Source organism: Vibrio sp. SCSIO 43133 (genome assembly GCF_023716845.1).
GTDB lineage: Bacteria > Pseudomonadota > Gammaproteobacteria > Enterobacterales > Vibrionaceae > Vibrio > Vibrio mediterranei.
This window is the reverse complement of the sequence record NZ_CP068025.1, coordinates 792,279-815,090: the sequence shown is the minus strand read 5'-3', so window position 1 is coordinate 815,090 and position 22,812 is coordinate 792,279. Positions and strand designations below refer to the sequence as shown.

Annotated in this window: 20 protein-coding genes; 13 read left to right on the top strand and 7 right to left on the bottom strand. The window is 43.6% G+C overall.

Going from position 1 to position 22,812, the window contains the following annotated elements; all coding sequences use genetic code 11:
- The first annotated feature begins 417 nt into the window (after positions 1 to 417).
- The 9 genes from JKJ11_RS20515 (at position 418) to tpx (ending at position 8,730) form a co-directional block, all read left to right on the top strand.
- Complete coding sequence (locus JKJ11_RS20515) at positions 418 to 1,134, top strand: IclR family transcriptional regulator (RefSeq protein WP_198559070.1); 717 nt, start codon at positions 418 to 420, stop codon at positions 1,132 to 1,134.
- Positions 1,135 to 1,284: 150 nt separating this feature from the next.
- Positions 1,285 to 2,244: a Bug family tripartite tricarboxylate transporter substrate binding protein gene (locus JKJ11_RS20510; RefSeq protein ID WP_031493089.1), complete on the top strand. Its 960-nt coding sequence runs from the start codon at positions 1,285 to 1,287 to the stop codon at positions 2,242 to 2,244.
- A 60-nt stretch (positions 2,245 to 2,304) separates the two neighbouring features.
- Positions 2,305 to 2,751, top strand: a complete 447-nt coding sequence (locus JKJ11_RS20505; RefSeq protein WP_198559069.1) for a tripartite tricarboxylate transporter TctB family protein — start codon at positions 2,305 to 2,307, stop codon at positions 2,749 to 2,751.
- 3 nt (positions 2,752 to 2,754) lie between these two features.
- The gene (locus JKJ11_RS20500) at positions 2,755 to 4,269 is read left to right on the top strand and encodes a tripartite tricarboxylate transporter permease (RefSeq protein WP_503061277.1); all 1,515 of its coding nucleotides are present in this window, start codon (positions 2,755 to 2,757) and stop codon (positions 4,267 to 4,269) included.
- Complete coding sequence (locus JKJ11_RS20495) at positions 4,269 to 5,414, top strand: mandelate racemase/muconate lactonizing enzyme family protein (protein WP_252039914.1); 1,146 nt, start codon at positions 4,269 to 4,271, stop codon at positions 5,412 to 5,414. The genes JKJ11_RS20500 and JKJ11_RS20495 overlap by 1 nt, the downstream gene beginning before the upstream one ends.
- Before the next feature lie 18 nt (positions 5,415 to 5,432).
- Positions 5,433 to 6,347 carry a 2-dehydro-3-deoxygalactonokinase gene (locus tag JKJ11_RS20490; protein WP_252039913.1) on the top strand — a complete coding sequence of 305 codons (915 nt, stop codon included), beginning with the start codon at positions 5,433 to 5,435 and terminating at the stop codon, positions 6,345 to 6,347.
- Positions 6,331 to 6,975 carry a 2-dehydro-3-deoxy-6-phosphogalactonate aldolase gene (locus JKJ11_RS20485; RefSeq protein WP_252039912.1) on the top strand — a complete coding sequence of 215 codons (645 nt, stop codon included), beginning with the start codon at positions 6,331 to 6,333 and terminating at the stop codon, positions 6,973 to 6,975. Before JKJ11_RS20490 ends, JKJ11_RS20485 begins: the two co-directional genes overlap by 17 nt.
- 2 nt (positions 6,976 to 6,977) lie before the next feature.
- The gene (locus JKJ11_RS20480; RefSeq protein WP_252039911.1) at positions 6,978 to 7,712 is read left to right on the top strand and encodes an SDR family NAD(P)-dependent oxidoreductase; all 735 of its coding nucleotides are present in this window, start codon (positions 6,978 to 6,980) and stop codon (positions 7,710 to 7,712) included.
- Positions 7,713 to 8,226: 514 nt separating this feature from the next.
- Positions 8,227 to 8,730, top strand: coding sequence for a thiol peroxidase (gene tpx / locus JKJ11_RS20475; protein ID WP_252039910.1), 504 nt, complete (start codon positions 8,227 to 8,229; stop codon positions 8,728 to 8,730).
- A 172-nt stretch (positions 8,731 to 8,902) separates the two neighbouring features.
- On the opposite strand, the gene JKJ11_RS20470 is transcribed toward tpx, so the two are convergent.
- The 4 genes from JKJ11_RS20470 to JKJ11_RS20455 form a co-directional block, all read right to left on the bottom strand.
- Positions 8,903 to 9,241: a HopJ type III effector protein gene (locus JKJ11_RS20470; RefSeq protein WP_252039909.1), complete on the bottom strand. Its 339-nt coding sequence runs from the start codon at positions 9,239 to 9,241 to the stop codon at positions 8,903 to 8,905.
- Positions 9,242 to 9,464: 223 nt separating this feature from the next.
- Positions 9,465 to 12,329, bottom strand: a complete 2,865-nt coding sequence (gcvP, locus tag JKJ11_RS20465) for an aminomethyl-transferring glycine dehydrogenase (RefSeq protein WP_006069461.1) — start codon at positions 12,327 to 12,329, stop codon at positions 9,465 to 9,467.
- Between the two features lie 227 nt (positions 12,330 to 12,556).
- Complete coding sequence (gcvH, locus tag JKJ11_RS20460; protein ID WP_006069462.1) at positions 12,557 to 12,937, bottom strand: glycine cleavage system protein GcvH; 381 nt, start codon at positions 12,935 to 12,937, stop codon at positions 12,557 to 12,559.
- Positions 12,938 to 12,971: 34 nt separating this feature from the next.
- Positions 12,972 to 14,279 carry a serine hydroxymethyltransferase gene (locus tag JKJ11_RS20455; protein ID WP_006069463.1) on the bottom strand — a complete coding sequence of 436 codons (1,308 nt, stop codon included), beginning with the start codon at positions 14,277 to 14,279 and terminating at the stop codon, positions 12,972 to 12,974.
- Positions 14,280 to 14,673: 394 nt separating this feature from the next.
- Between JKJ11_RS20455 and JKJ11_RS20450 the strand changes: the two genes are divergently transcribed.
- From JKJ11_RS20450 to JKJ11_RS20435, 4 genes are all read left to right on the top strand, one after another.
- Positions 14,674 to 15,294 carry a helix-turn-helix domain-containing protein gene (locus JKJ11_RS20450; protein ID WP_006069464.1) on the top strand — a complete coding sequence of 207 codons (621 nt, stop codon included), beginning with the start codon at positions 14,674 to 14,676 and terminating at the stop codon, positions 15,292 to 15,294.
- A gap of 391 nt (positions 15,295 to 15,685) precedes the next feature.
- Complete coding sequence (gene gcvT, locus JKJ11_RS20445) at positions 15,686 to 16,819, top strand: glycine cleavage system aminomethyltransferase GcvT (protein ID WP_198559062.1); 1,134 nt, start codon at positions 15,686 to 15,688, stop codon at positions 16,817 to 16,819.
- Positions 16,820 to 17,063: 244 nt separating this feature from the next.
- On the top strand, positions 17,064 to 18,137 hold the full coding sequence (locus tag JKJ11_RS20440; protein WP_252039908.1) for a S1 family peptidase: 1,074 nt from the start codon (positions 17,064 to 17,066) through the stop codon (positions 18,135 to 18,137).
- 125 nt (positions 18,138 to 18,262) lie between these two features.
- On the top strand, positions 18,263 to 19,315 hold the full coding sequence (locus tag JKJ11_RS20435; protein WP_252039907.1) for a S1 family peptidase: 1,053 nt from the start codon (positions 18,263 to 18,265) through the stop codon (positions 19,313 to 19,315).
- A 1-nt stretch (position 19,316) separates the two neighbouring features.
- On the opposite strand, the gene JKJ11_RS20430 is transcribed toward JKJ11_RS20435, so the two are convergent.
- The 3 genes from JKJ11_RS20430 to pfkB all read right to left on the bottom strand — a co-directional run bounded on the left by JKJ11_RS20430 (position 19,317) and on the right by pfkB (position 22,810).
- Positions 19,317 to 19,898: a mechanosensitive ion channel family protein gene (locus JKJ11_RS20430; protein WP_006069468.1), complete on the bottom strand. Its 582-nt coding sequence runs from the start codon at positions 19,896 to 19,898 to the stop codon at positions 19,317 to 19,319.
- A 167-nt stretch (positions 19,899 to 20,065) separates the two neighbouring features.
- Positions 20,066 to 21,802 carry a PTS fructose transporter subunit IIBC gene (fruA, locus tag JKJ11_RS20425; protein ID WP_252039906.1) on the bottom strand — a complete coding sequence of 579 codons (1,737 nt, stop codon included), beginning with the start codon at positions 21,800 to 21,802 and terminating at the stop codon, positions 20,066 to 20,068.
- 57 nt (positions 21,803 to 21,859) lie between these two features.
- Complete coding sequence (gene pfkB, locus JKJ11_RS20420; protein ID WP_252039905.1) at positions 21,860 to 22,810, bottom strand: 1-phosphofructokinase; 951 nt, start codon at positions 22,808 to 22,810, stop codon at positions 21,860 to 21,862.
- Positions 22,811 to 22,812 lie beyond the last annotated feature (2 nt).

Below are 22,812 nucleotides of genomic sequence, written 5' to 3'. Positions count from 1 at the left end.
CCGATAAATGCTCCAGCCCAAATACTGTCATTCCTGCCAAGGCAGGAACCTACTGACAACGCCCACTGAATCATATGAACGCCCCCCTCCTAAGTGTTTGACTATGTGGCCGAATTCAGCGTACCACTGCAAACTCCCAATAATGTGCCAAATTAGCGTTATAAATTCAGGTGCATATTGCACTCCCTTCAAAATCTGAACATGGATTTCACTCCAATTAAATACACAACGCTAAGCGAGAACTTTTTTTAAATGCTCGATTGCACACTTATTTATTAAAGATTGTTGTCGGCAAGTCATTATATTCCACTATGTGGAAATTGGATTTCACAAAGTGGAATTGAGGTTGTGATCACAACTACAACATTCGTAAAACACTATATTAGCTTTACTGACAATTTGATTAGAAGAGTAGTAATGAGCCAGAATCAGTCTATCGTCAAAGCGATTAGTATTATTGATGCGGTTGCAATGGGGGATCGAAATCTAAAAGCAATCTCTGAAAGAGTGGAGATACCGACCACTACTGTTCATAGAATGCTTCAAACACTGATTTCTCAGCATCTCATTCGTGATGTTAAAGGTATTGGATTCACTTTAGGCACGAAGCTCATCACTTTAGGCAATATTGCAACGCAATCAATGCCTTTGAAACATATAGCGAGACCGTTTCTAGAAGAGTTAAAAAACCTAACGAATGATACGGTTCACTTAGGTATAAAAGATGAAGATCAGATATTTTATCTAGACAAAATCCCTGGGAATAGAACTATTCAATTACGCTCTAAAATTGGAGATCGACTTCCAATTGCAGTCACGGGAATTGGTAAGTCATTAATGATAGACATGCCTAAAACGGAATGTCATCGTTTGATTAGCGAACAAATTCCCGATAAAAAGGAAGAGATGATTCGTCGAATGGAATCTTATTCTCACGGTGGTTATAGCTTCGACTTAGAAGACAATGAAGATTTCGTTCGTTGTGTTGCTGCACCTATTAGGAATAAAACCGGTAATATTATTGCAGCAATCTCAGTGACAAGTATTAAAGACTATATGGATGATCAGAGAATGAATGAACTTATCCCTATAATTCAAAGTTACAGTGAAAAAATTTCAGAGCAAATAAATTAAGAATTAATTAACACTATTCGTGTTAATTACATAATGGGCCGTTTAATTAATTTGAATGAATATTTAATGTCATAAACTAATTAAGCACCTCAATATAAATTACTCATGAAGCCAAAGAAGCTTCCCCCCTACCATAATAAGGTTATGATAATGAATAAACTCTTCAAAAATGTATTGATGTCTGCTGTTATTGCGAGCGCATCAATTGCAACTACTGTAGGCGCGACTTCAACGTATCCAGATTCACCGGTAAAAGTGATTGTTCCATATTCAGCGGGTGGTGGTTCAGATAGTGTAAGCCGTGCCCTTGTAGAAGCGCTTAAAGATAAGTTTCCAGAAGGTATTGCAGCAGAAAACCGTACAGGTGGCGCTGGCGCTATTGGTATGTCTTATGCTCAAAATAGTAAACCTGATGGCAAAACGATCGGCATGGTTGCGCCTGAGCTTGTGATGCTTCCGCACCAAGGCTACGGGTCAAACCTGGACTACACGAAATTAACCCCTCTTGCAATTGTAAACTCTGGCTACGCAGCGATTACGGTACCTGCTGATTCTCCGTATGAAACGCTGGAAGACCTTATCAAAGACTCGAAGGACAACAATCTACTGTTTGGCAACTCTGGAACAGGCAGTATTTGGCATCTCGCTGGTGCGGGCTTAGAGGTAAAAGCAGGTACACAATTTACGCATATCCCTTATAAAGGCTCCTCTGCAGCAATCACTGCTTTACTTGGTAAACACTTAGACGCGGTGTCAGTATCTTATGCAGAAGTGGCATCACAAGTAGAAGCGGGCGCATTGCGGTCACTCGCTGTTCTAGCACCTAATCGTTTAAAAGATGCACCAAATGTTCCTACTGCAAAAGAATTGGGTTACGACGTAGAGATTGGTACTTGGCGCGGTTTCATGGTTCCTAAAGGTACACCACAATCAACGGTTGATTTCTTAACGGATGCCATTTTAGAAGCAGTTGAAACAGACACGTTCAAAACCTTTATGGCAAACACAAACAATGATATTGAAATCATTAAATCTGACGAGTTTGCGAAAAAACTAGAACGTGAAGACATTTTCTTCAAAGAACTCATTACTAAACTAGAGCTTAACTAAGCAATACCTGTGAAGCTTATTTTATAACGAATAAGCTTCACAAATCTTGGGGCGATAATTATGCGTAAAGCTCATTTAATTTCAGCTTTAATTTTTGTTTTATTCTCTATTGTGGCTTTATATCTATCGAACGAATTACCAGGCTCTCGTAGAGGTGTCCCTGGCCCTGCGGTATGGCCAGTTATTATTTCCTGTGCAATATTGATATCAGGTTGTATTTTGTTTTTTAAAACACTTAGAAAATCAGAGAGTGAACCATTAGAGATACTTAATAGCGATAATATAAGAGTATATATAACAATGGGTATTCTTGTTGGCTATTTAGTTCTTATGAATGTGATTGGTTTTGTAGTGACGTCGTTAGTTTTGATGTTCGGATTATTTACTTGGTTTAGCAATATGCCACTAATTAAGCGAATGTTATTTTCAATTGCCATCGTTGGCATGGTGTACGGCGTGTTTAACTACGCACTCAATGTCCCATTCCGGTTTGGAATACTGTTTTAAGGAATATATAACGTGTTAATTGAAGCATTAGATTTGGTGTTACAGCCAAATGTCATTTTATATCTTCTAGTAGGCGTTGCAGGTGGCATGTGTATTGGTTGCTTACCGGGACTAACAACTACAATGGGTGTTGCACTTGTACTGCCGTTAACGTTTGGAATGGACGCTGTTCCAAGTATTCTTTTGTTGATTGGTGTGTATGTTGGTGCAGTTTATGGTGGCTCATTAGCAGCAATACTGCTCAATACCCCTGGAACACCAGCATCAGCTGCGACCGCTCTTGATGGCTATAAAATGGCGTCGCGGGGCGAGGCTGGTCGAGCACTTGGAATCTCCACGTTCAGTTCTTTCATTGGTGGTTTAATTAGCTGCATTTTCCTAATTTTGATCGCACCAGTATTAGCTGATTTTGCGCTGAAGTTCAGTGCTCCAGAATTTTTTATGCTGGCCGTATTTGGCCTATGCATTATTTCTTCAATATCAGGTAAATCCATTTTCTTGGGTTTGATCAGTGGCTTTATCGGTATGTTCATCGCCACGATAGGTCTTGATGATATTACGGGTAATATGCGTTTTACTTTTGATAACATTAACTTATATTCAGGCATTAATTTCATACCAGTCATGATTGGACTGTTTGCAATGTCTCAGGCATTTATTGGTGTCGAAGAAATTGGTGTTAAAAGTAAAGCGACAGGAAAAATTAGACGCGTGATCCCAAAAAGTTCAGATTGGAAGGTCATTTTTAAAAATGGTGTTCCATTTGGTAGCTTGGGTGCGTTTATCGGAACCATTCCAGGTGTTGGCGCTGACATCGCGTCATTCATCGCCTATGGACAAGCAAAAAGCATTTCTAAAAAGCCCGAAGAATTTGGAAACGGATCACCAGAAGGTGTGTCTGCTCCAGAAGCGGCAAACAATGGCGTGACGGGGGGAGCGCTAATCCCGATGTTATGTCTTGGCGTTCCAGGGGATGCTGTTGCAGCAATTATGATTGGTTCTTTGACGGTTCAAGGTATTCAGCCTGGCCCGTTACTATTCCAAAATGATGCATCAACGGTCTACGCCATTTTTATAGGTTTATTAATTGCTAACGTGTTCATGCTCATTTTAGGCTTGAGCTCCGTTCGAATTTTCACGAAGGTTCTGTCTGTCCCTAAACCAGTGTTAGTACCAACCATAATGTTGCTGTGTTTTGTGGGTAGTTACGCCTTAAACAACAATATGTTTGATGTTGCTGTGATGCTGTTTTTTGGTGTAGTGGGATACTTTTTTCAAAAACTTGAGATATCCGCTTCCCCTCTAATTTTAGGTTTGATTTTAGGCCCAATGGCAGAAAGTAACTTCAGACGAGCACTACTGATGTCTAGAGGGGACTACTCAACATTTTTATCTACCGGAATTTGTTGGGCTTTCTTCACTCTTATCATCATTTCCCTCCTATTCCCAATAATTAAAATAAGAATGTTGAAGAAGCAGAATAACAACGTAAATACACATGGCCTTGAGAGAAATTAATGAAAATTATAGACGTAATTCCACACGCAATTTCAGTTCCATTAGACAATCCGTTTTATTTTTCTCAAGGATGGGCTAGCAACCGAAGTGCGGTGATTGTTGAGGTTATCACTGACGAAGGTGTGATTGGCTACGGTGAATCGCTATGCCATGGGCTACAAAGTCCAATGATAGCCGCTTCAATTATTGAACATAGCTATAAGCCTTTGCTAATTGGGCGAGACCCATTCGATGTCGAATGTCTATGGGAAGAAATGTACAACCTTTCTCGACCATTTGGACAAAGTGGTGCAACGGTGAATGCCGTGAGTGGTGTCGACATTGCGCTTTGGGATGTTATCGGTAAGTCACTTAAAAAACCAATTCATAAATTACTAGGTGGTGCCTTTAGAAGTGAAGTTACCCCTTACGCAACAGGGTTCTACCGCATTGCTGATGGACATTACCCACAAGATTCACAAGTAGAAGCAAAACTGCACGTTAAGAATGGGTTTAAAGCATTTAAACTAAAAATCGGCTTTGGTATTGAAGAAGACATCAAACTGATTACAGCCGTGCGTGCAACTGTGGGAGATGACATTAAAATCATGGCTGACGCCAACGGTGCTTACAATGTTGCTCAGGCGCGTAAGCTTATTAATGAAACTGAAAAGTACAATTTGCACTTCCTTGAAGAGTTGCTTGCTCCAGAAGATATCGACGGTTACAGAGAATTAAAATCAAGTTCACCGACGGCCATTGCGGCGGGCGAGCAAGTCTTTGGCAAGATGGGTTATCGCCCATGGCTTGAAAAGCGTTCGCTAGATATCATCCAGCCTGACTTATGTTCAAGCGGTGGTTTTACTGAATGTAAAAAAATCGCTGCGATGGCACAAGCTAGCCATACTACGTTGATTCCTCATGTTTGGGGCTCAGGGATAGGTATTGCTGCTTCACTGCAATTCATCGCGTCTATTCCATGTAATCCACTATCTCTTAACCCGACTGAGCCGATGCTTGAGTTTGACCAGTCGTCTCACCCATTTAGAAAGGCTCTTATTTGCGACGGTATTCATTACGCGGATGGAAAGGTAACAATCCCGACTAAACCAGGTATTGGTGTGGATGTCGATATCGACATCATCAAGCAATACAAAATTAATTGATTAGTGAGTTCTAACAATATGTTATCAAAAAATGATATTGAGTTTCTTATTGTAGATTGGGGCACAACTAACTTTCGAGCGTTTGCAATTAATCATGAAAATAAAGTCCATACGCATATCGAATTACCATTGGGTTTGAAACAAGTTACCGACAATGAGTTTGCAAATGTGCTGGAGCACGAGCTAAAAGCTTGGATTGTAGATTATCAAGAACTGCCTATCTATATGGCGGGTATGGTGGGCAGTGCTAACGGATGGGTAAATGTGCCTTATGTCAGCACCCCTACGAGTGTAAGCAAATTGGCGAACGAAACGTACCGGCTTACGCTTCCTTGGGGAGCAATGGCCTATATCGTTCCAGGTATTAGCCACCAGACGGGTAATGGTGAATTTGATGTTATGCGAGGGGAGGAAGTACAAGTATTCGGCCTTATCAATAAGCTGAGCAGTGGCTCTTTTACAGCGGTTTTACCAGGCACGCATAGCAAGCATGTTGTTGTTCAAAATGATGAACTTGTGTTGTTCGATTCCTTTATGACAGGGGAGTTGTTTTCGGCGATCAGAGAACACACCATTATTGGGAGAGATCTTCCTGAACAAAAACAATCGCATACTGCATTCGTGAAAGGCGTGCTGTCTGCACAAAATGGCGGTGCGACGAGTCAAATTTTTAAGGCAAGAACTGGAAAAATATTCGCCCAAATAGATGAGACAGAAGTGGATGACTTTCTGTCGGGAGTACTTATTGGAAGCGAATTGAAAGAGCTTACCAGCGAATCAACCTACTTGGTAGGAAATGGAAAACTATGCAACCGCTATCAAATTGCGTGTGAAACCACTCATAAAATGAGTGAGTTCTTTAACGGCGATGAGTGCTTTATTGATGGCATGCTACTAATAAAACAGGAAATTGGAAATGACTCAGCGATTTAATCCAAAAACAGATGTTCCGCTTATTGCGATTTTACGAGGTATAGAACCTAAAGACGCGCTTCGTGTCGGTCACATCCTGATTGATAGTGGTTTTAAAGCCATTGAAGTGCCACTAAATTCACCCGATGCGCTAAAAAGCATTGAGCTAATGGTAAAAGAATTTGGTAACCAGTATTTGATTGGAGCAGGGACAGTAACGACGCCCGAACTTGCCAAGCAAGTCATTGCGACGGGAGCCAAGCTTATTGTTACACCAAACTACAGCGAAGACGTTATCAAACTGGGTATTGAAGCGGGCTGTCAGGTGTACCCAGGTGTGGTTACTCCAACGGAGGCTTTTAATGCACTTGAGGCAGGTGCGAGTGGCATTAAGCTGTTTCCAGTCACATTGCTTGGTACCAGTGGAGTCAAAGCATTAAAGTCTGTTTTACCTAAAGAGACACTCTGTTTCGCTGTTGGCGGCATCAACCCTGAGGTTAACAGCATGAAGCCATATCTGGATATTGGCATTGATGGTTTCGGGTTAGGAGCTTCCTTATATTCACCTGATCTTTCAGATGAAGAAATTAGACAAAACGCGCAGATGTTTATCAAATCATATAACGAAGCAAACTTGAAAGAAGGGTAATTATGGCTACTTATTTAATCACAGGTGCAAGTACAGGAATCGGTGCAGAGACAGCGAAGGTGCTCGCTGAAAACAACGATTTAATTCTCACTTATTACCACTCTTCTGATGAGGCTTTCACTTTACAATCCGTTCTATTGCAAGACTATCAAGCTAAGAGCGTTAACTTCGTCAAAGCGAATTTAAGCACAGAAGAAGGGTGTATTGGACTCTTTGAGCAAGTGACTGGCATGACGGATAAACTCGATGCCTTGATCAATAATGCGGGTGGGATGGTGACAAGAGAAAGTATTGATAACTTTAGTTGGCAAACGATGGAGTCGATTTTTAACTTGAACACGTTTAGCCTATTTAAAGTAACCTCTCTGGCTCTTCCGCTATTAAAGAAATCAGACTCCCCTAGTATTGTGAATTTAACCTCGATAGCATCAAGACTCGGCGGCCCTAGTACAACGTTATACGCAGCGGCAAAAGGAGCGGTAGATACATTTACCAGAGGTGCAGCTAAAGAGCTTGCACCAAAGATCAGAGTTAATTCTGTCTCTCCTGGAATCATTGAGACTCCGTTTCATGAAAAGATGAGCACCAATCAGCAAGTTTTAGAATGGCGTGAGAACAATCCACTAAAAAGAAATGGAACCGCTTATGATGTTGCTTCTGCTATAAAATTTTGTGTAGAGAACACATTTGTGAACGGTGAGTCGATCGATGTGAATGGTGGACTTCACACACGATAAATCTCAATGTTGTTTTTAGTTTAGCGATGAAAGCTAGAGTATAGTCTCTAGCTTACCTGTCTACTTATTTCAATCCTTGTTAACTGCTTTGTTCCAGATAGATAGGAGACAAAGATAAACGATTTTCCACGTCTCCAGTTATTCATTAGTTGCTAATTTAGCTGCGTCATTAACTCAATTTGTCGATTATGTAGCAGATCAAATTATCATCGAACTCTTGTTAATACATATTTACCATCCACAAATATAGTATGTTAGCTAGAGAAATGTTCCCTTTTATATACCATCAGAAAAATACTTTAATCAAATACGTTAGAGGGAAAAACGATTTATGTAAGAGCATACTCGATAGGCGCTAATTCGGTACCAATCAATAAACACAGCTAGGTGCATATCAAAAGCACTATGTCTGTATAGAAGTGTCAGGTCTGATCTGAAAAATTGATCTTGAACAAGTTATGCTAATGAGATGTTATATCCATGTATTCACATAACAGAGAGTAAAGGTTTAAATATGGCACAAGTAACTTTCCAAGGTAACTCTGTAAGTATTGCGGGTTCTATTCCTGTCACTGGTGATTCTGCACCTGAGTTTTCTCTTACAGCGTCTGATTTATCGGACCTTAAATTATCAAGTTTCTCAGGTAAAAACGTAATTCTTAACATCTTCCCAAGTATTGACACTCCAGTGTGTGCGAACAGTGTAAGACGTTTCAATGAAGAAGCTGCGCAGCTAGAAGATACGCAGGTGATCTGTATTTCAGCTGATTTACCTTTTGCCGCTGGTCGATTCTGTGAAATTGAAGGTATTGATAATGTTCAGCATGCGTCCACTTTCCGTAGTGCAGATTTTGCAGAAACTTATGGAGTGGCGATTCCTGAAGGTGCTCTGCGAGGTTTGACGGCTCGTGCAATTGTATGTGTGAATAAAGAAGGCGTGGTGACTCACAGCGAATTAGTTTCTGAGATAACTAACGAACCAAATTACGATGCTGCAATTGCGGCGATTCAACAATAAGTCTTAAGAAATAGTACGAGCTGCGAAGAGTATTATTTTTTTATTGTTACTCTGTTGATTTGTGGCTTTAGGCATCGAATCAAAGCGCCTCAGTCTATGGGGCGCTTTTTGATTTAATGAGTCGTGGCTTACTGTTGTAGTGTCACTGTTTAGCCTGCATCTTTAGCAAGAGTTACTTGGCCGTTAACGCTACACCATCAAAGCGAATGCCATCCCAGCCATGCTGGATAAAGTTACGGATATTGGCATGGTCACTGCCATCTGGATTCTTTAACACGTCATCACGATAGAACTGGCCGAAGCAAGCTAGTGTTGATGGTTCGTCTAATCCTTGTATCTGAGCAAAAGCAAAAATCTTACAAGAGCCATTGTTTTGTCCTGCCTGATTTTCGGTTTCTCCGTTTACAAAGCTGACTGGGCTAAAGTCAAAATGTTCGTCGATAACCTGCATCGTTTGCTCGAAAGTGACTTCATTAGGCTTAGTCGCCAGTAGCTTTAGAAATTTATCCATTTTACTTTATCCTTGATACTTGATTAGAGTTGCTACTATAACACCCAGTCAACAGAATGTGACGATATCGATATAGAAAAGTACTAGTTTACGGGGAGTTACGGTTCGTTCTTCGCAATTTGTATGCCTGATGGCAGAGTTCTTAAAACAGCCCATTAGTCCTTAAAATAAAAAAGCGAACCGATTAAGGTTCGCTTTTGAGTATCACTTGTGGCATAGAAAACTAGTCTTCGTAGTTATCAATGCTTGGGCAAGAGCAAATTAGGTTACGGTCGCCGTACACGTTGTCTACGCGGTTAACCGTTGGCCAGTATTTCCAGCTCTTAGTCGCGCTTGACGGGAAGCAGCCTAGTTCGCGAGAGTACGGGCGATCCCATTCTTCTTTTGATAGGTCTACTTGTGTGTGAGGCGCGTTAACAAGCGGGTTGTTATCTAGTGGCCAAACCCCTTCTTTAACTTGTGTCATCTCGTTGCGGATCGCAATCATTGCATCACAGAAACGGTCTAGCTCTTCAAGGTCCTCTGACTCTGTTGGCTCTACCATTAGCGTGCCAGCAACCGGGAACGACATTGTTGGGGCGTGGAAACCGTAGTCCATTAGACGCTTAGCGATGTCTTCTTCACTAATGCCTGTTTCGTCTTTTAGTGGACGAATGTCGATAATACATTCGTGCGCTACGCGGCCGTTAGTGCCACGGTAAAGAACAGGGTAGTGTGGAAGTAGACGTTCCATTACATAGTTCGCGTTTAGAATTGCGACTTTAGTTGCGTCAGTTAGGCCCGCCTCACCCATCATTGCAATGTATGCCCAAGAGATTGGTAGGATAGAAGCACTGCCTAGATCTGCTGCGGATACCGCGTAATCGCTACCTTCAACACCATTTTCAATGTGGCCTGGAAGGAAAGGTGCTAGGTGTGATTTTACACCGATAGGACCCATGCCTGGACCGCCACCACCGTGTGGGATACAGAAGGTTTTGTGAAGATTCAGGTGGGAAACGTCAGAGCCGATGAAGCCAGGGTTAGTCAGACCAACCTGTGCATTCATGTTCGCACCATCTAGATAAACCTGACCGCCAGCTTCGTGAACCATTTCGCACACTTCTTTCACATGCTCTTCGTACACACCGTGTGTAGAAGGGTAGGTGATCATGATGCTTGATAGGTTTTCGCGATGTTTCTCAATCTTCGCAGCTAGGTCGTCAGTGTCGATGTTACCGTTGTCGTCACACTTCACCACTACCACTTTCATTGACACCATTGACGCTGTCGCTGGGTTTGTACCGTGTGCGGAGCTTGGAATCAAACAAACGTTACGGTGACCTTCGCCACGGCTTTCATGATAGCGTTGAATCGCAATCAGACCAGCGTACTCACCGGATGCACCTGAGTTAGGTTGCAGTGAGAACTCATCGTAGCCTGTGATTTCACATAGCTTCTTCTTAAGGTCAGTCGCTAGGGCTGTGTAGCCCGCCGCTTGGTCAATTGGAGCGAATGGGTGAATAGAACCAAACTCTGGCCAAGTTACTGGAATCATTTCAGCTGCTGCGTTTAGCTTCATGGTACAGCTGCCTAGTGGAATCATACCGTGCGTCAGTGAGAAGTCTTTGTTCTCAAGCTGTTTTAGGTAGCGCATCATCTGTGTTTCGCTGTGGTGCGTGTTGAACACAGAGTGAGTTAGGTAGCGAGAAGTACGACGGCAGTTCTCTGGAATAGCAGCAAACTCATTACCAGCGATTTCAGCAGATAGAGTTTCTACTTTCTCTTTAACTTCGAAGACAGCAAATAGGACGTTGATATCTTCAATCGTTGTTGTCTCATCGAAGCTGATACCGATTTGACCATCTAGTTGACGTAGGTTGATGTCAGACGCGACGGCTTTTTGAAGCAGCTTATCTGTGTTCTCACCAGTATTGACTGTGATGGTGTCGAAGAAGCTGTTGTGAGCCAGTTCGTAGCCAGATTTAGTCAGACCTGCTGCTAGGATAGCTGTCATGTGGTGTGTACGGCGAGCGATAGTTTTAAGGCCTTCTTCACCGTGGTAAACCGCGTAAAACGCAGCCATGTTGGCAAGCAGTGCCTGCGCAGTACAGATGTTCGATGTCGCTTTCTCGCGGCGGATGTGTTGCTCACGAGTTTGCATTGCCATACGAAGTGCTTGGTTGCCGTTAGTATCGATAGAAACACCGATAACACGACCAGGCATAGTACGCTTATGCTTATCTTTTGTTGCCATGAACGCTGCGTGTGGACCGCCGTAGCCCATCGGTACACCAAAGCGTTGTGCAGAACCGATAACTACGTCTGCACCCATTTCACCCGCAGGCTTAAGTAGAGCAGAAGCAAGAAGGTCGGTGGCTACCGTTACTAGCGTTTTGTTTGCTTGTGCTTTAGCAATGATGTCAGTTAGGTCGCGAACTTCACCTGTTGTGCCAGGGTACTGTACTAGTGCACCAAACACGTCTTGTTCAGGTAGTGATTCAAGTGAACCAACTTGAACCTCAAAGCCGATGAACTCTGCACGAGTTTTCACAACTTCTAATGTTTGTGGGTGTACATCGTCAGCGACAAAGAAGACTTTGCTCTTACTCTTACCAGCACGCTTACATAGGGTCATCGCTTCTGCCGCTGCAGTTGCTTCATCAAGTAGCGACGCGTTAGCGATTTCCATACCAGTTAGGTCCATGACCATTTGTTGGTAGTTTAGAAGTGACTCAAGACGGCCTTGAGAGATCTCAGGCTGATAAGGTGTATAAGCTGTGTACCAGCCTGGGTTTTCCAGAACATTTCGCAGAATCACGTTTGGCGTGAAGGTGTTGTAGTAACCCTGACCGATGAATGTGCGTTTAACTTGGTTCAAATCCGCGAATTTTTTCATTTCAACCAGCATGTCCGCTTCGCTCATTGGAGCGTCTAGCGTCATTGGCGTTTCAAGGCGGATTTGCGCTGGGACAGTTTCTTCAATTAACGTATCTAGATTGAGTACGTTAATCGCGTCCAGCATCTTTTGTTGGTCAGATTTGTTTGGCCCATTGTGGCGTGCAACAAATTCATTTTGCGTGCTTAGGCTTTGAAGTAATTCAGTCATGATTCCTTTACCTTCTCAAAGATCCTCTGCGAGATCTTTAAAATCGTTGCTCGAATTTTTAACGTCATTCTTACTTTTTACGTCATTCCTGCGCAGGCTGGAATCACTAAAAGCATGTGCCCAACTAAAATAAGATCCCTGCCTAAGCAGGGATGACGACGCTTTTTACTGCTGCGTCGATTGACGTTAGGCGACATTAAAACAGACGAGCAACGCCTGTATGTTGCTTACTCGTCTTCGATAGAAGCTTGATACTCTTCTGCACTCTTAAGGTTTTCAAGCTCAGAGGCGTCAGACATTTTCACCTTAACAATCCAGCCGCCTTCGTACGACTCTTCGTTGATAAGCTCTGGGCTGTCTTCAAGCTCTTCGTTGATTTCAACGATTTCACCTGAAACTGGCGCGTAAATGTCGGAAGCTGCTTTCACTGACTCTACTAGAGAGAAGCTTTCACCCGCTTCGATTTCGTCTTCTACTTCTGGTAGGTCAACGAATACTACGTCACCTAACATCTCTTGAGCGTGCTCTGAAATACCGATAGTCACAGTACCGTCACCGTTGTCACGTACCCATTCGTGGCTGTCAGAAAACTTCAAAGTGTTATCCATTGCTTTATCTCCAAAATTAAGGATGTTTTATTCTTTAAGTGTAAAGTGGGAAGCGAGCACACAGTGCCTTCACTTCTTTACGAACACGTTGTTCGACTTCTGGGTTACCTTCAGGGTTTTCTACCAGACCGTCAAGAACATCGCCAATCCACTCACCGATGAGTTTGAATTCTTCAGTACCGAAACCGCGAGTGGTTCCAGCTGGCGTCCCTAAGCGAATACCAGAAGTAATCATAGGTTTTTCTGTATCAAACGGGATGCCATTTTTGTTACATGTGATCCCCGCACGCTCCAATGCTTCTTCTGTTTTGTTGCCTTTCAGACCCTTAGGTCGTAAGTCAACAAGCATAAGGTGCGTATCTGTACCGCCAGTCACAATGTCACAACCGCGAGTTTGCAATACTTCGGCTAGAACTTTTGCGTTAGCGATCACTGAATCGATATAAGTTGAGAACTGAGGGCCTAAAGCTTCGCCAAATGCCACAGCTTTTGCTGCGATGACGTGCATTAGTGGACCACCTTGAAGACCCGGGAATACAGCAGAGTTAATCTTCTTAATGATGTCTTCGTGGTTAGTCAGGATCATGCCGCCACGAGGGCCGCGTAGTGTTTTGTGTGTTGTCGTAGTGACAACATGCGCATGCGGTAATGGACTAGGGTGAGCACCTGTTGCGATAAGACCTGCGATGTGTGCCATATCTACCATCAGGATTGCACCCACTTCGTCAGCAATTTCACGGAACTTGGCGAAATCAATAACACGTGGAATGGCACTACCACCTGCGATAATCATTTTTGGTTTGTGTTCAACGGCTAAGGCACGAACGTCGTCGTAGTTAATTTCTAATGTATCTTTATCAACGCCGTATTGAACAGCATTAAACCATTTACCAGACAGTGCTGGACGTGCGCCGTGAGTTAAGTGACCACCTGCATCAAGCGACATACCCATAATGGTGTCACCCGGCTGTAAAAGGGCTAGCTTAACTGCGCCGTTTGCTTGTGCGCCAGAGTGAGGTTGAACGTTTGCGTATTCACACTTAAAAAGGGTTTTTGCACGTTCAATAGCAATAGCTTCGACTGTATCTACGTGTTCACAGCCACCGTAGTAGCGACGGTTTGGGTAACCTTCTGCGTATTTGTTGGTTAGGCATGTGCCTTGTGCTTGCATTACCGCTTTAGAAACGATGTTCTCAGAAGCGATAAGCTCGATTTGTTCATTTTGACGGACAAACTCGGCTTGTATTCCGGTGAATACTGCGTCGTCTGTAGCAGACAGGTTGGTTGAGAAGAAGCTTTCTAGGCTGTGATTTTGGTAGCTTTTCAAGTACTGAGCATTCATGGCGGTGAACCTTCCATTGTTCAATCAGTGCCTTTTATTACCTATTGTTGGTACTGACTGAGGCTTGTCTTAGTACTGCTTGGACGAAACAAAAGTCCAATGTTGCAGCGCGAGAATGTCCCAAAAAGTAGGACTAAATCATTCAAAAAAACGGCACAGGTTGGAGTTAACAACGCAACGGACCTGTACTCGCTAATGCATCTCTTCATCTAACAAGCCGATAACATACCTCGCTCGGCACCAACAATCAATCAAAAATTTCCTATAGGAAACACAGTTTCCAAAACTGTTACGGAGAGCACGCTTTATTTTTGTACATGGTCTTTAATAAAGACACAGCTTCATGCAACAATGAAAATGAGTCACAGGAAGTTACTGGTAGAAGAGGGAAAGCATGTCAGAAGACATCTATGATGAATACCCATCGCTGACTTTAGCGAAGGAAGGTGATGAGAACATTGAGCCTCTAAAACTAGGCGAAAGAATTAAAGATATTCGCGCCAAACTAGGACTGACGTTAGAAGAAGCGAGTCAAAGAACTGGCCTTGCACGTTCAACGTTAAGTAAGATTGAAAACGAACAGATATCGCCAACGTTTCAAGCCATGCAAAAACTTGCATTGGGCTTGCATATAGATATGCCGCAACTATTTGAACCGCCTAAGAAAAAGGTGGCAACCGGTCGTCGTGATTTTACTCGTCGAGGTGAAGGTAAACCTCACCCAACACCTACCTATGAGCATGAGTTACTTGCCACTCAGCTATCAAACAAAAAGATGATGCCTTTTAAGAGTACTGTTAGGGCTAGAACCTTCGAAGAATATGGTGACTGGGTACGACATGATGGTGAGGAATTTTTGCTGATTCTCTCAGGGGAAGTGAAGTTCTTTTCTGAGTTTTATGAGCCGATGATAATGTCGGCGGGAGATAGTGTGTATTACGACGCAAATATGGGTCATATGCTGATATCCGTCAGTGAAGAAGATGCCCATATTTTGTGGGTGACGGCGAAATAATCGTCAAACGAGATAGTTTCCTATAATAAAGGCAAACGTTTGCTTTTGTGTTTAAAAGTCGTGAACGAGCGTGGTTTTGATGAAAATGTCGTCGAAACCACGCTTTTTTTATGCCTGTTACTCTGTGAATGGAATGTTAAATGTCACATTTTTGAGTGTTCATATCTTGTTAAAGGTGAAAAATGGGCGCATTCTTGTTTATTATAGGAAACAAGGTTTCCAAATGACGAAAATCTAACTTCGTATAGGCGTCAACTATAAGACGTAAGGTGCGATAACTCATGCTCCGCCATTCCTACTGCAAAGCAGATAAATTAGGGATAGCGGAATTTAGACATCCCCGATTTAGGAGCAGGGCTAATTAATGCAGCCCGACCCAATGGAGAATACAATGGCTCAAGAACAAGCAACCCAAGATTTGTTGAAAACACCACTGCATGCATTACACGTGGAAGTGGGGGCGAAGATGGTTCCTTTTGCTGGCTATGATATGCCAGTTCAGTATCCACTTGGTGTGAAGAAAGAGCACTTGCATTGTCGCGATGCGGCTGGTCTGTTTGATGTGTCTCACATGGGACAAGTGCGTCTATACGGAGAAAACGCAGCGAAGATTCTAGAGTCATTGGTGCCAGTTGATATTATCGATTTACCGGAAGGTAAGCAGCGTTATGCTTTCTTCACTAATGAAGAAGGTGGCATCATGGACGACTTGATGGTTGCGAATCTAGGCGACCACTTGTTTGTAGTCGTAAATGCTGCATGTAAAGAACAAGACATCACTCACTTGGAAGCGCACCTTACTGATGGCGTAGAAATGGAAGTGATTGAAGATCGTGCTCTGCTTGCGCTTCAAGGGCCAAAAGCCGCTGAAGTGTTGGCTCGTGTACAACCTGAAGTAGCAGATATGCTATTCATGGACGTGAGAAAACTCGACATCAATGGCGTTGAGTGCATTGTTAGTCGTTCAGGTTACACTGGAGAAGATGGTTATGAAATTTCGGTACCATCTGCAAATGCAGAAGCACTGGCGAAATCTCTAACAGACTTTGAAGAAGTAGAGTGGATTGGTCTTGGCGCCCGTGACTCACTTCGTCTGGAATGTGGCCTGTGTCTATATGGTCATGATCTGGATACGACGACGACACCAGTTGAAGCGAGCCTGCTATGGGGCATTCAAAAGGTTCGCCGTGCTGACGGTGAGCGTGCTGGTGGCTTCCCGGGTGCAGACATTATCCTAAAGCAAATCGAAACTAAAGATGTAGCACGCAAACGTGTTGGTCTTGTTGGTCAAACCAAAGCACCTGTTCGTGAAGGTGCGAAGTTGTTTGATGCTAATGATAACGAAATCGGTATCGTGACAAGTGGTACTGCTGGTCCTACAGCAGGCAAGCCTGTATCAATGGCTTATGTTGCGACTGAATTCGCGGCAATCGGTACCGAAGTATTTGCTGATGTTCGTGGTAAAAAGCTGGCTATGACAGTAGAGAAAATGCCATTCGTTCCTCAACGCTACTACCGTGGCTAAACACAGTTCTACAACACAGAACTAGATGATAATAAGCATCGCATTAGCGGTGCTTTTTTCATTTTAGGACATTGTTTCTATGAACGATAGAAAAGGCCACAAAATGAAAAAACCGTATGGTATTAAATAATTAGTGAGGTAACCCCACACAAAAGTCATATCTTGTTTGCATGTTTTTTGCGAGAGTGATATCAAAAGAGAATGAATCTCAGTTCGTCGATAGTGTACAAGGAGTAACTGTCTAGTGATTCTATCATTACCTTATAAACGCGCTGCATTTACATCGCTCGCGTATACAGTGCTAGCGTTTTCTATCACTTCACCAGCTAATGCTCAAGTCGAAGTCACACCTTATATTGTTAACGGTAGTACGGCGAATGTTGCCGATTATCCGTCGTTTGTTAGCTTATATTTGGACGGTCAAGAGTATGGAGTGGGTTATTCTTCTTCTCCTTATTGTGGGGGAACACTTCTTAATTCTGAATATGTTTTGACCGCGGCGCATTGTGTTTATGGCAATCGCGACTCGCAGCTACTTACAATGGCTGCACCTAACTTGCAGTATGAGTCAGATTACGTTAACTCGGAAAAAAGACGTGTAGTTGAGATATTTTATCCATCTGACTATGTGGATGACATTAATAAATTATTACCCAACGACATTGCGATACTTAAACTAGAGTCTGCATTAGGAGTGGGGACGGCAATAAACCGTCCAAATAATGAAAGCTATCGCAACCCTGCGAGCGTGTTTACTGCTGTAGGCCATGGTAATACAAGTTATGGTCACGATGCGTTTGATGTACTGCAGAAAGTGAATCTAACGTATGTGGACAACACTGTTTGTGCCGGTGCATTCTCGGATGGTAGTTACCTAACCCCGAAGCAAATTTGTTTCACAGGTGATTACAGCAGCGCGACGAAATTGTTAGCAGGTACTTGCCAAGGCGACTCAGGTGGACCTATATATTGGGATAACAATGGTCAGCAAGTTCAGGTTGGTGTTACAAGCTTTGGACCCGTACCTTGTGGCGACAAAAATCGCTCGGTAACTGCGGTATTTACCGAAATAGCGGATTATTCTGATTGGATTAATCGTGTCCTTAATGGACAAGAGGTAGCTAAACATGTGTCCAACGATACCGCGAGGCGTAATTATCTGATCAGTAAAGGCTATAACATTGGTTCATCTGGCAATAATGGTTCTTCTTCGAGTTCCTCTTCGGGCTCTGGAGGTGGTGGAGCGGTGCATTTTTCTTTTGTTGCGTTACTGGTTGGTTTGGGCTGGATGAGACGCCGAAAGACAATTCAAGTCTGAGTCTTACTTTCGATACTGCTGCTTAACAACAATTTCTCGAACTCCCTTGGTTGAGCTCTATACTTATTTATGAACGACCGCTCCGATGGCGTCGTCGATAAGTTGGGTTGCAAAGGGAGTTTTTTATGAAATCATGGTTCGCCAACCATTCCGGTTCGTTACTTGCCCTTTTAAGTTCATTAAGTGTTTTGACGTTACCAACTAACGCGGATGAAATTGATATTGCACCTATGATTGTTGGTGGGGAAGACGCTTCAATCAACGACTTTGATTCTTTTGTAAGCTTATACATTGATTCTACGGATTATGATGGTCGCTACTCAAGTGGAGCCTATTGTGGGGGAACGTTCTTAACGTCGGAATATGTGATGACGGCGGCTCATTGTATTGAAGGTGATATGGGGGCGTTACTTTTCACATCCGCTGTTGCCATGTTGGAAAGTGAACGGGATTTCTTGAATGCGGACCGGCGCCGTGTCACCGAAGTATATATTCATCCTGATTTTAACAACAACATTACCTTACTACTGCCTAATGATATCGCTATTTTGAAACTGGAATTACCAGCGTCTTCAGGGAGTAATGTTAATCGTGTTACGACGCAAAGCTATCGAAACGTCAATGAGAGCTTTGTTGCTGTAGGGCATGGCAACACACGCTCCGGTGTAGATGGCACACCGATTTTGCAAAAGGCGAATTTGTTTTGGGTAAGTAATGCGGATTGTGCTTCAAACTTTCAGAATGGCAATAATTTAACAGATAAGCAGGTTTGTTTCAGTGGCGATGTTAGTCAATCAACTGGGCTGAAAGCGGGGACGTGTCAGGGAGATTCCGGTGGTCCTATTTACTGGAACAATAATGGTAGTTACCAGCAGGTTGGTATTACGAGTTTTGGTCCAGCGACGTGTGGTGACCCTCAATCTTTGGTAACGGCTGCATATACAGAAATAGCGGATTATGCGACGTGGATTGATAGTGTGTTAGCCGGATCGGAAACGCCGTATATTGTTTCCGATGAACAAGCGCGATTGGATTATCTATCAGCTAATGGTCAGGTCATCTACACTGGTGGCACGACTTCCTCCAACACATCCTCGGGTGGCGGTGGTGGGGCACTGACCTGGTTCACATCGTTGGCGTTACTTGTTATCGCGGGATACAGACGTCGCCTTGGCTAAGTTATGAGTCCTTTCTGATTCTTGTGTAAAGTCGAGTCGTTGTACTCGGCTTTTTCTTAGGTGCAAGTTTAATCACACTTTTTTGTAGCATTAGGCTATTTGGATAGGTAATTAAGTTGCCATTGTCGTGCCTAATTAAGACGTGGAACATTCGTATGTCTTGAATAATGCCAGAAATATCCTCGTCTTTATCAACCACCTTAATTCGGTCACCAACACGATAAGGAAAGACGAAAAAGATCAAGAAACTAGCGGTTATGTTGCTCAACATTGACCACTGTGCGACGAGAGCGACACCTAATACTGCAAAAACTGAGGAGAAGAATAGTGATAAGTCGCCGTATCCAACACCCACAGTAATAGAGAATATGGCAATAAATATGAAGGCAAAAGCGATATTGAAAGTTCTCAGGATAAAACTGCTTCTAGCGGCAGATACTTTCTTGGTTTCTGATAACCGTTTAATCCAACCATTTACCAGCTTAGTAAACAGGTAATAACCAAGAAATAGCACGATCGCAAGTAAGATTTGGACCGAGAGGGTATGCGGAATTGAGTTCGCTAGGCGTAGTAAATGTTCCATGGTATTCAGAGTTCGTTAACAAGTCATAAGGAATATGGAGCCCAAAGGGACGGAATACAAGCTAATAGTAAAAACACAAAAAAGCGCTGCGAGGAGCAGCGCTGAAAATGCCTATTTGGGGGTGGCATAGTGCCAAGTGAGTAGGCTCACTTGGACTTTTAAATGGGTTAGGCTGTCGCCACTTCTTTGCTTTCTTCACGACGCTTTAGGAAAGCGTAAGTGAAGCCAGTTACTGCCGTACCTGCCGCGATAGCCACTAGGTACATAAGCACTGGTGAGATTGCACCTGGAATCAGTAGAACAAACAGACCACCGTGTGGCGCCATTAGTTTCGCACCGACTAACATAGATAGAGCACCTGTTAACGCACCACCAATCATACAAGATGGGATAACACGCATTGGGTCTTTTGCTGCGAATGGAATCGCACCTTCAGAGATGAAGCACATACCCAGTACAAAAGATGCTTTACCCGCTTCACGCTCACCTGCTTCGAACTTATCTTTAGCTAGGAACGTTGCCAAGCCCATACCTAACGCAGGAACCATACCTGCAGCCATGATTGCTGCCATTGGAGCGTAGGTTTGAGAAGCTAGTAGACCAACACCAAAGGTGTATGCTGCCTTGTTGACTGGACCACCTAGGTCGAAGCACATCATTGCACCAAGGATAATACCCAGCAGTACTGCGTTCGCGCTGCCCATGTTGTTTAGGAAGTCAGTCATTGCTGCCATGATGCCTGCAACTGGACCACCAACGATGTAGATCATGACCAAACCAGTGAACAAACTTGCTAGGAATGGGATGATCAAAATAGGTTTAAGCGCTTCCATTGACTGTGGCAGAGACACTTTGTCAGCAATCAACTTCGCTGAATAACCCGCAATGAAACCTGCTGCGATACCACCAAGGAAACCTGCACCTGTAGAGCTTGCCAGCATACCGCCGATTAAACCCGGAGCTAGACCCGGACGGTCTGCGATTGAGAATGCAATGAAACCCGCTAATACAGGAATCATCAGAGCGAATGCACTGCCACCACCGATGGTCATAAGCGCAGCCGCTAATGTGCCTTCTTCTTTAAATGCTTCGATACCGAATACGAACGACAGAGCGATGATCAAGCCACCTGCTACAACAACAGGTAGCATGTGAGATACGCCAGTCATAAGGTGCTTATAAACGCCTTTTTTCTCTTCTGTTGCGACTGCTTGATTACTTGCACCTGAGTGAGTGTAAGTAGTCGCTGAAGCGAAGGCCTTATCTATTTCTTGTTCAGTTTTCTTAAGTGCTAGACCTGTACTGGTTTTGTACAAAAGCTTGCCGTCAAAGCGATCAAGAGGCACTTCAATATCAGCGGCAATGATGACTAAGTCAGCATCAGCGATCTCTTGAGCAGTCAGCTGGTTTTTAGCGCCTACTGAACCGCGAGTTTCCACTTTAATTGTGTGACCTAGACGTTTACCGTGTTCTTCTAGTGCCTCTGCTGCCATGAAGGTGTGTGCAACACCTGTTGGACAGGCCGTGATAGCAACGATTTTCTTCGCGCCACCAGTTTGTTCAACTGCAACTGGAGTAACTGATGTACCTTCGGTTAGCTCAGTCGCTTTTTCGATTGCGTTAGCTAGGAACGCTTTTGGATCCGTTGTGCACTCGGAAATGCTCGCTTGGTAGACTTTCTTACCTACTAGGCGCTGTGTATCCACAGGCGCATTTGCGGCAACAATCACCACTTCCGAGTCAGCAATTTGCGCGTCAGTTAGTGTTTGTGTTTCAACAACACTTGAGTGACATTCGATAGTTGCATCATATCCAAGTGCTTTAGCCGCTTGATCGAGCAATCCGGCTGCGATAATGCTGTTTGCTACCCCACTAGGGCAGGCTGTAATAATTGAAATTTTCATAGGTTTGACCTTTGTGTCCATAAGTGCCACAAAATCAGAATCAAAGATTCGGATCGATTAGCGGCTCAGCTCTTGTAACAGTATTTGTTGTTGTAGTGATTTAACTTCTTCAATGCTTGGCACTCCAACACCCACTTGACTTACCGCCAAAGCAGACAGTGCAGTTGCAAAGGAGAGTAATTCTTCTTTAGCGAATGATTGCATGTGACCCCAACATAGTCCTGCAACCAGAGTGTCGCCCGCACCAACGGTGCTAACGACATTCATTCTTGGTGGTTTTGCTTGTAGCCATTGGTTGTTTTCAAACCAAAGCACGCCATCGGCACCCATAGAAACAACAATATTGGTAATGCCTTTGTCTGAAATTGACTCTGCTGCTTCTAAACATTGTTCTTGAGTTTCTAAATGACGACCAACGAACTGAGACAGTTCTTCGTCGTTAGGTTTGATTAGCCATGGCTTAGAATCTAGACCTTTGGCAAGCGCTTCGCGGCTGCTATCGAACAGTACGCGTTTGCCTTTTTGCTCTAATCGTTCGATCCAATTTGCACATTGCTCGCTACTAATACCGCGAGGCAAACTCCCCGCGAAGACAAAGTAATCGTGCTCTTGCATCAACTCATCAAGCGTGGCTTCAAATTGACGGATTGCTGCTTCGTCGACTTCTACACCTGGGAAGTTAATGTCGCTCACTGCGCCGTTCTTCTCGACCAGTTTCACGTTGATGCGAGTAGAGCCTGAGACTCGAATAAAATGGTCTTTGGCACCCATCTGCTCGAAAAGTTGGCAGAACAGCTCTTGGTTGTCGTTGCCTAGGAAACCTGTCACAGTAACGTCTGCGCCTAAATCACTAAGTACTTTCGCTACGTTGACACCTTTCCCCGCAGCATGTAGAGAGCCTTGATTAACCAGACTCACCGAACCTGTGTTTAAGGTATCTAAACTCCCTGTGAGATCTAATGCGGGGTTAAGTGTAATGGTTACCACTTTATTGGTTTGTGCTGTCATGA

What these genes read in the sequence shown, in the direction of transcription:
- JKJ11_RS20485 (WP_252039912.1), top strand. Translation starts at nt 6,331, where the DNA reads ATGACTCAGCGATTTAATCCAAAAACAGATGTTCCGCTTATTGCGATT.
- JKJ11_RS20430 (WP_006069468.1), bottom strand. Translation starts at nt 19,898, where the DNA reads ATGGAACATTTACTACGCCTAGCGAACTCAATTCCGCATACCCTCTCG.
- gcvP (WP_006069461.1), bottom strand. Translation starts at nt 12,329, where the DNA reads ATGACTGAATTACTTCAAAGCCTAAGCACGCAAAATGAATTTGTTGCA.
- JKJ11_RS20495 (WP_252039914.1), top strand. Translation starts at nt 4,269, where the DNA reads ATGAAAATTATAGACGTAATTCCACACGCAATTTCAGTTCCATTAGAC.
- JKJ11_RS20480 (WP_252039911.1), top strand. Translation starts at nt 6,978, where the DNA reads ATGGCTACTTATTTAATCACAGGTGCAAGTACAGGAATCGGTGCAGAG.
- JKJ11_RS20455 (WP_006069463.1), bottom strand. Translation starts at nt 14,279, where the DNA reads ATGAATGCTCAGTACTTGAAAAGCTACCAAAATCACAGCCTAGAAAGC.
- gcvT (WP_198559062.1), top strand. Translation starts at nt 15,686, where the DNA reads ATGGCTCAAGAACAAGCAACCCAAGATTTGTTGAAAACACCACTGCAT.
- pfkB (WP_252039905.1), bottom strand. Translation starts at nt 22,810, where the DNA reads ATGACAGCACAAACCAATAAAGTGGTAACCATTACACTTAACCCCGCA.
- JKJ11_RS20435 (WP_252039907.1), top strand. Translation starts at nt 18,263, where the DNA reads ATGAAATCATGGTTCGCCAACCATTCCGGTTCGTTACTTGCCCTTTTA.
- JKJ11_RS20515 (WP_198559070.1), top strand. Translation starts at nt 418, where the DNA reads ATGAGCCAGAATCAGTCTATCGTCAAAGCGATTAGTATTATTGATGCG.
- fruA (WP_252039906.1), bottom strand. Translation starts at nt 21,802, where the DNA reads ATGAAAATTTCAATTATTACAGCCTGCCCTAGTGGGGTAGCAAACAGC.
- JKJ11_RS20450 (WP_006069464.1), top strand. Translation starts at nt 14,674, where the DNA reads ATGTCAGAAGACATCTATGATGAATACCCATCGCTGACTTTAGCGAAG.
- tpx (WP_252039910.1), top strand. Translation starts at nt 8,227, where the DNA reads ATGGCACAAGTAACTTTCCAAGGTAACTCTGTAAGTATTGCGGGTTCT.
- JKJ11_RS20490 (WP_252039913.1), top strand. Translation starts at nt 5,433, where the DNA reads ATGTTATCAAAAAATGATATTGAGTTTCTTATTGTAGATTGGGGCACA.
- JKJ11_RS20505 (WP_198559069.1), top strand. Translation starts at nt 2,305, where the DNA reads ATGCGTAAAGCTCATTTAATTTCAGCTTTAATTTTTGTTTTATTCTCT.
- JKJ11_RS20510 (WP_031493089.1), top strand. Translation starts at nt 1,285, where the DNA reads ATGAATAAACTCTTCAAAAATGTATTGATGTCTGCTGTTATTGCGAGC.
- JKJ11_RS20470 (WP_252039909.1), bottom strand. Translation starts at nt 9,241, where the DNA reads ATGGATAAATTTCTAAAGCTACTGGCGACTAAGCCTAATGAAGTCACT.
- gcvH (WP_006069462.1), bottom strand. Translation starts at nt 12,937, where the DNA reads ATGGATAACACTTTGAAGTTTTCTGACAGCCACGAATGGGTACGTGAC.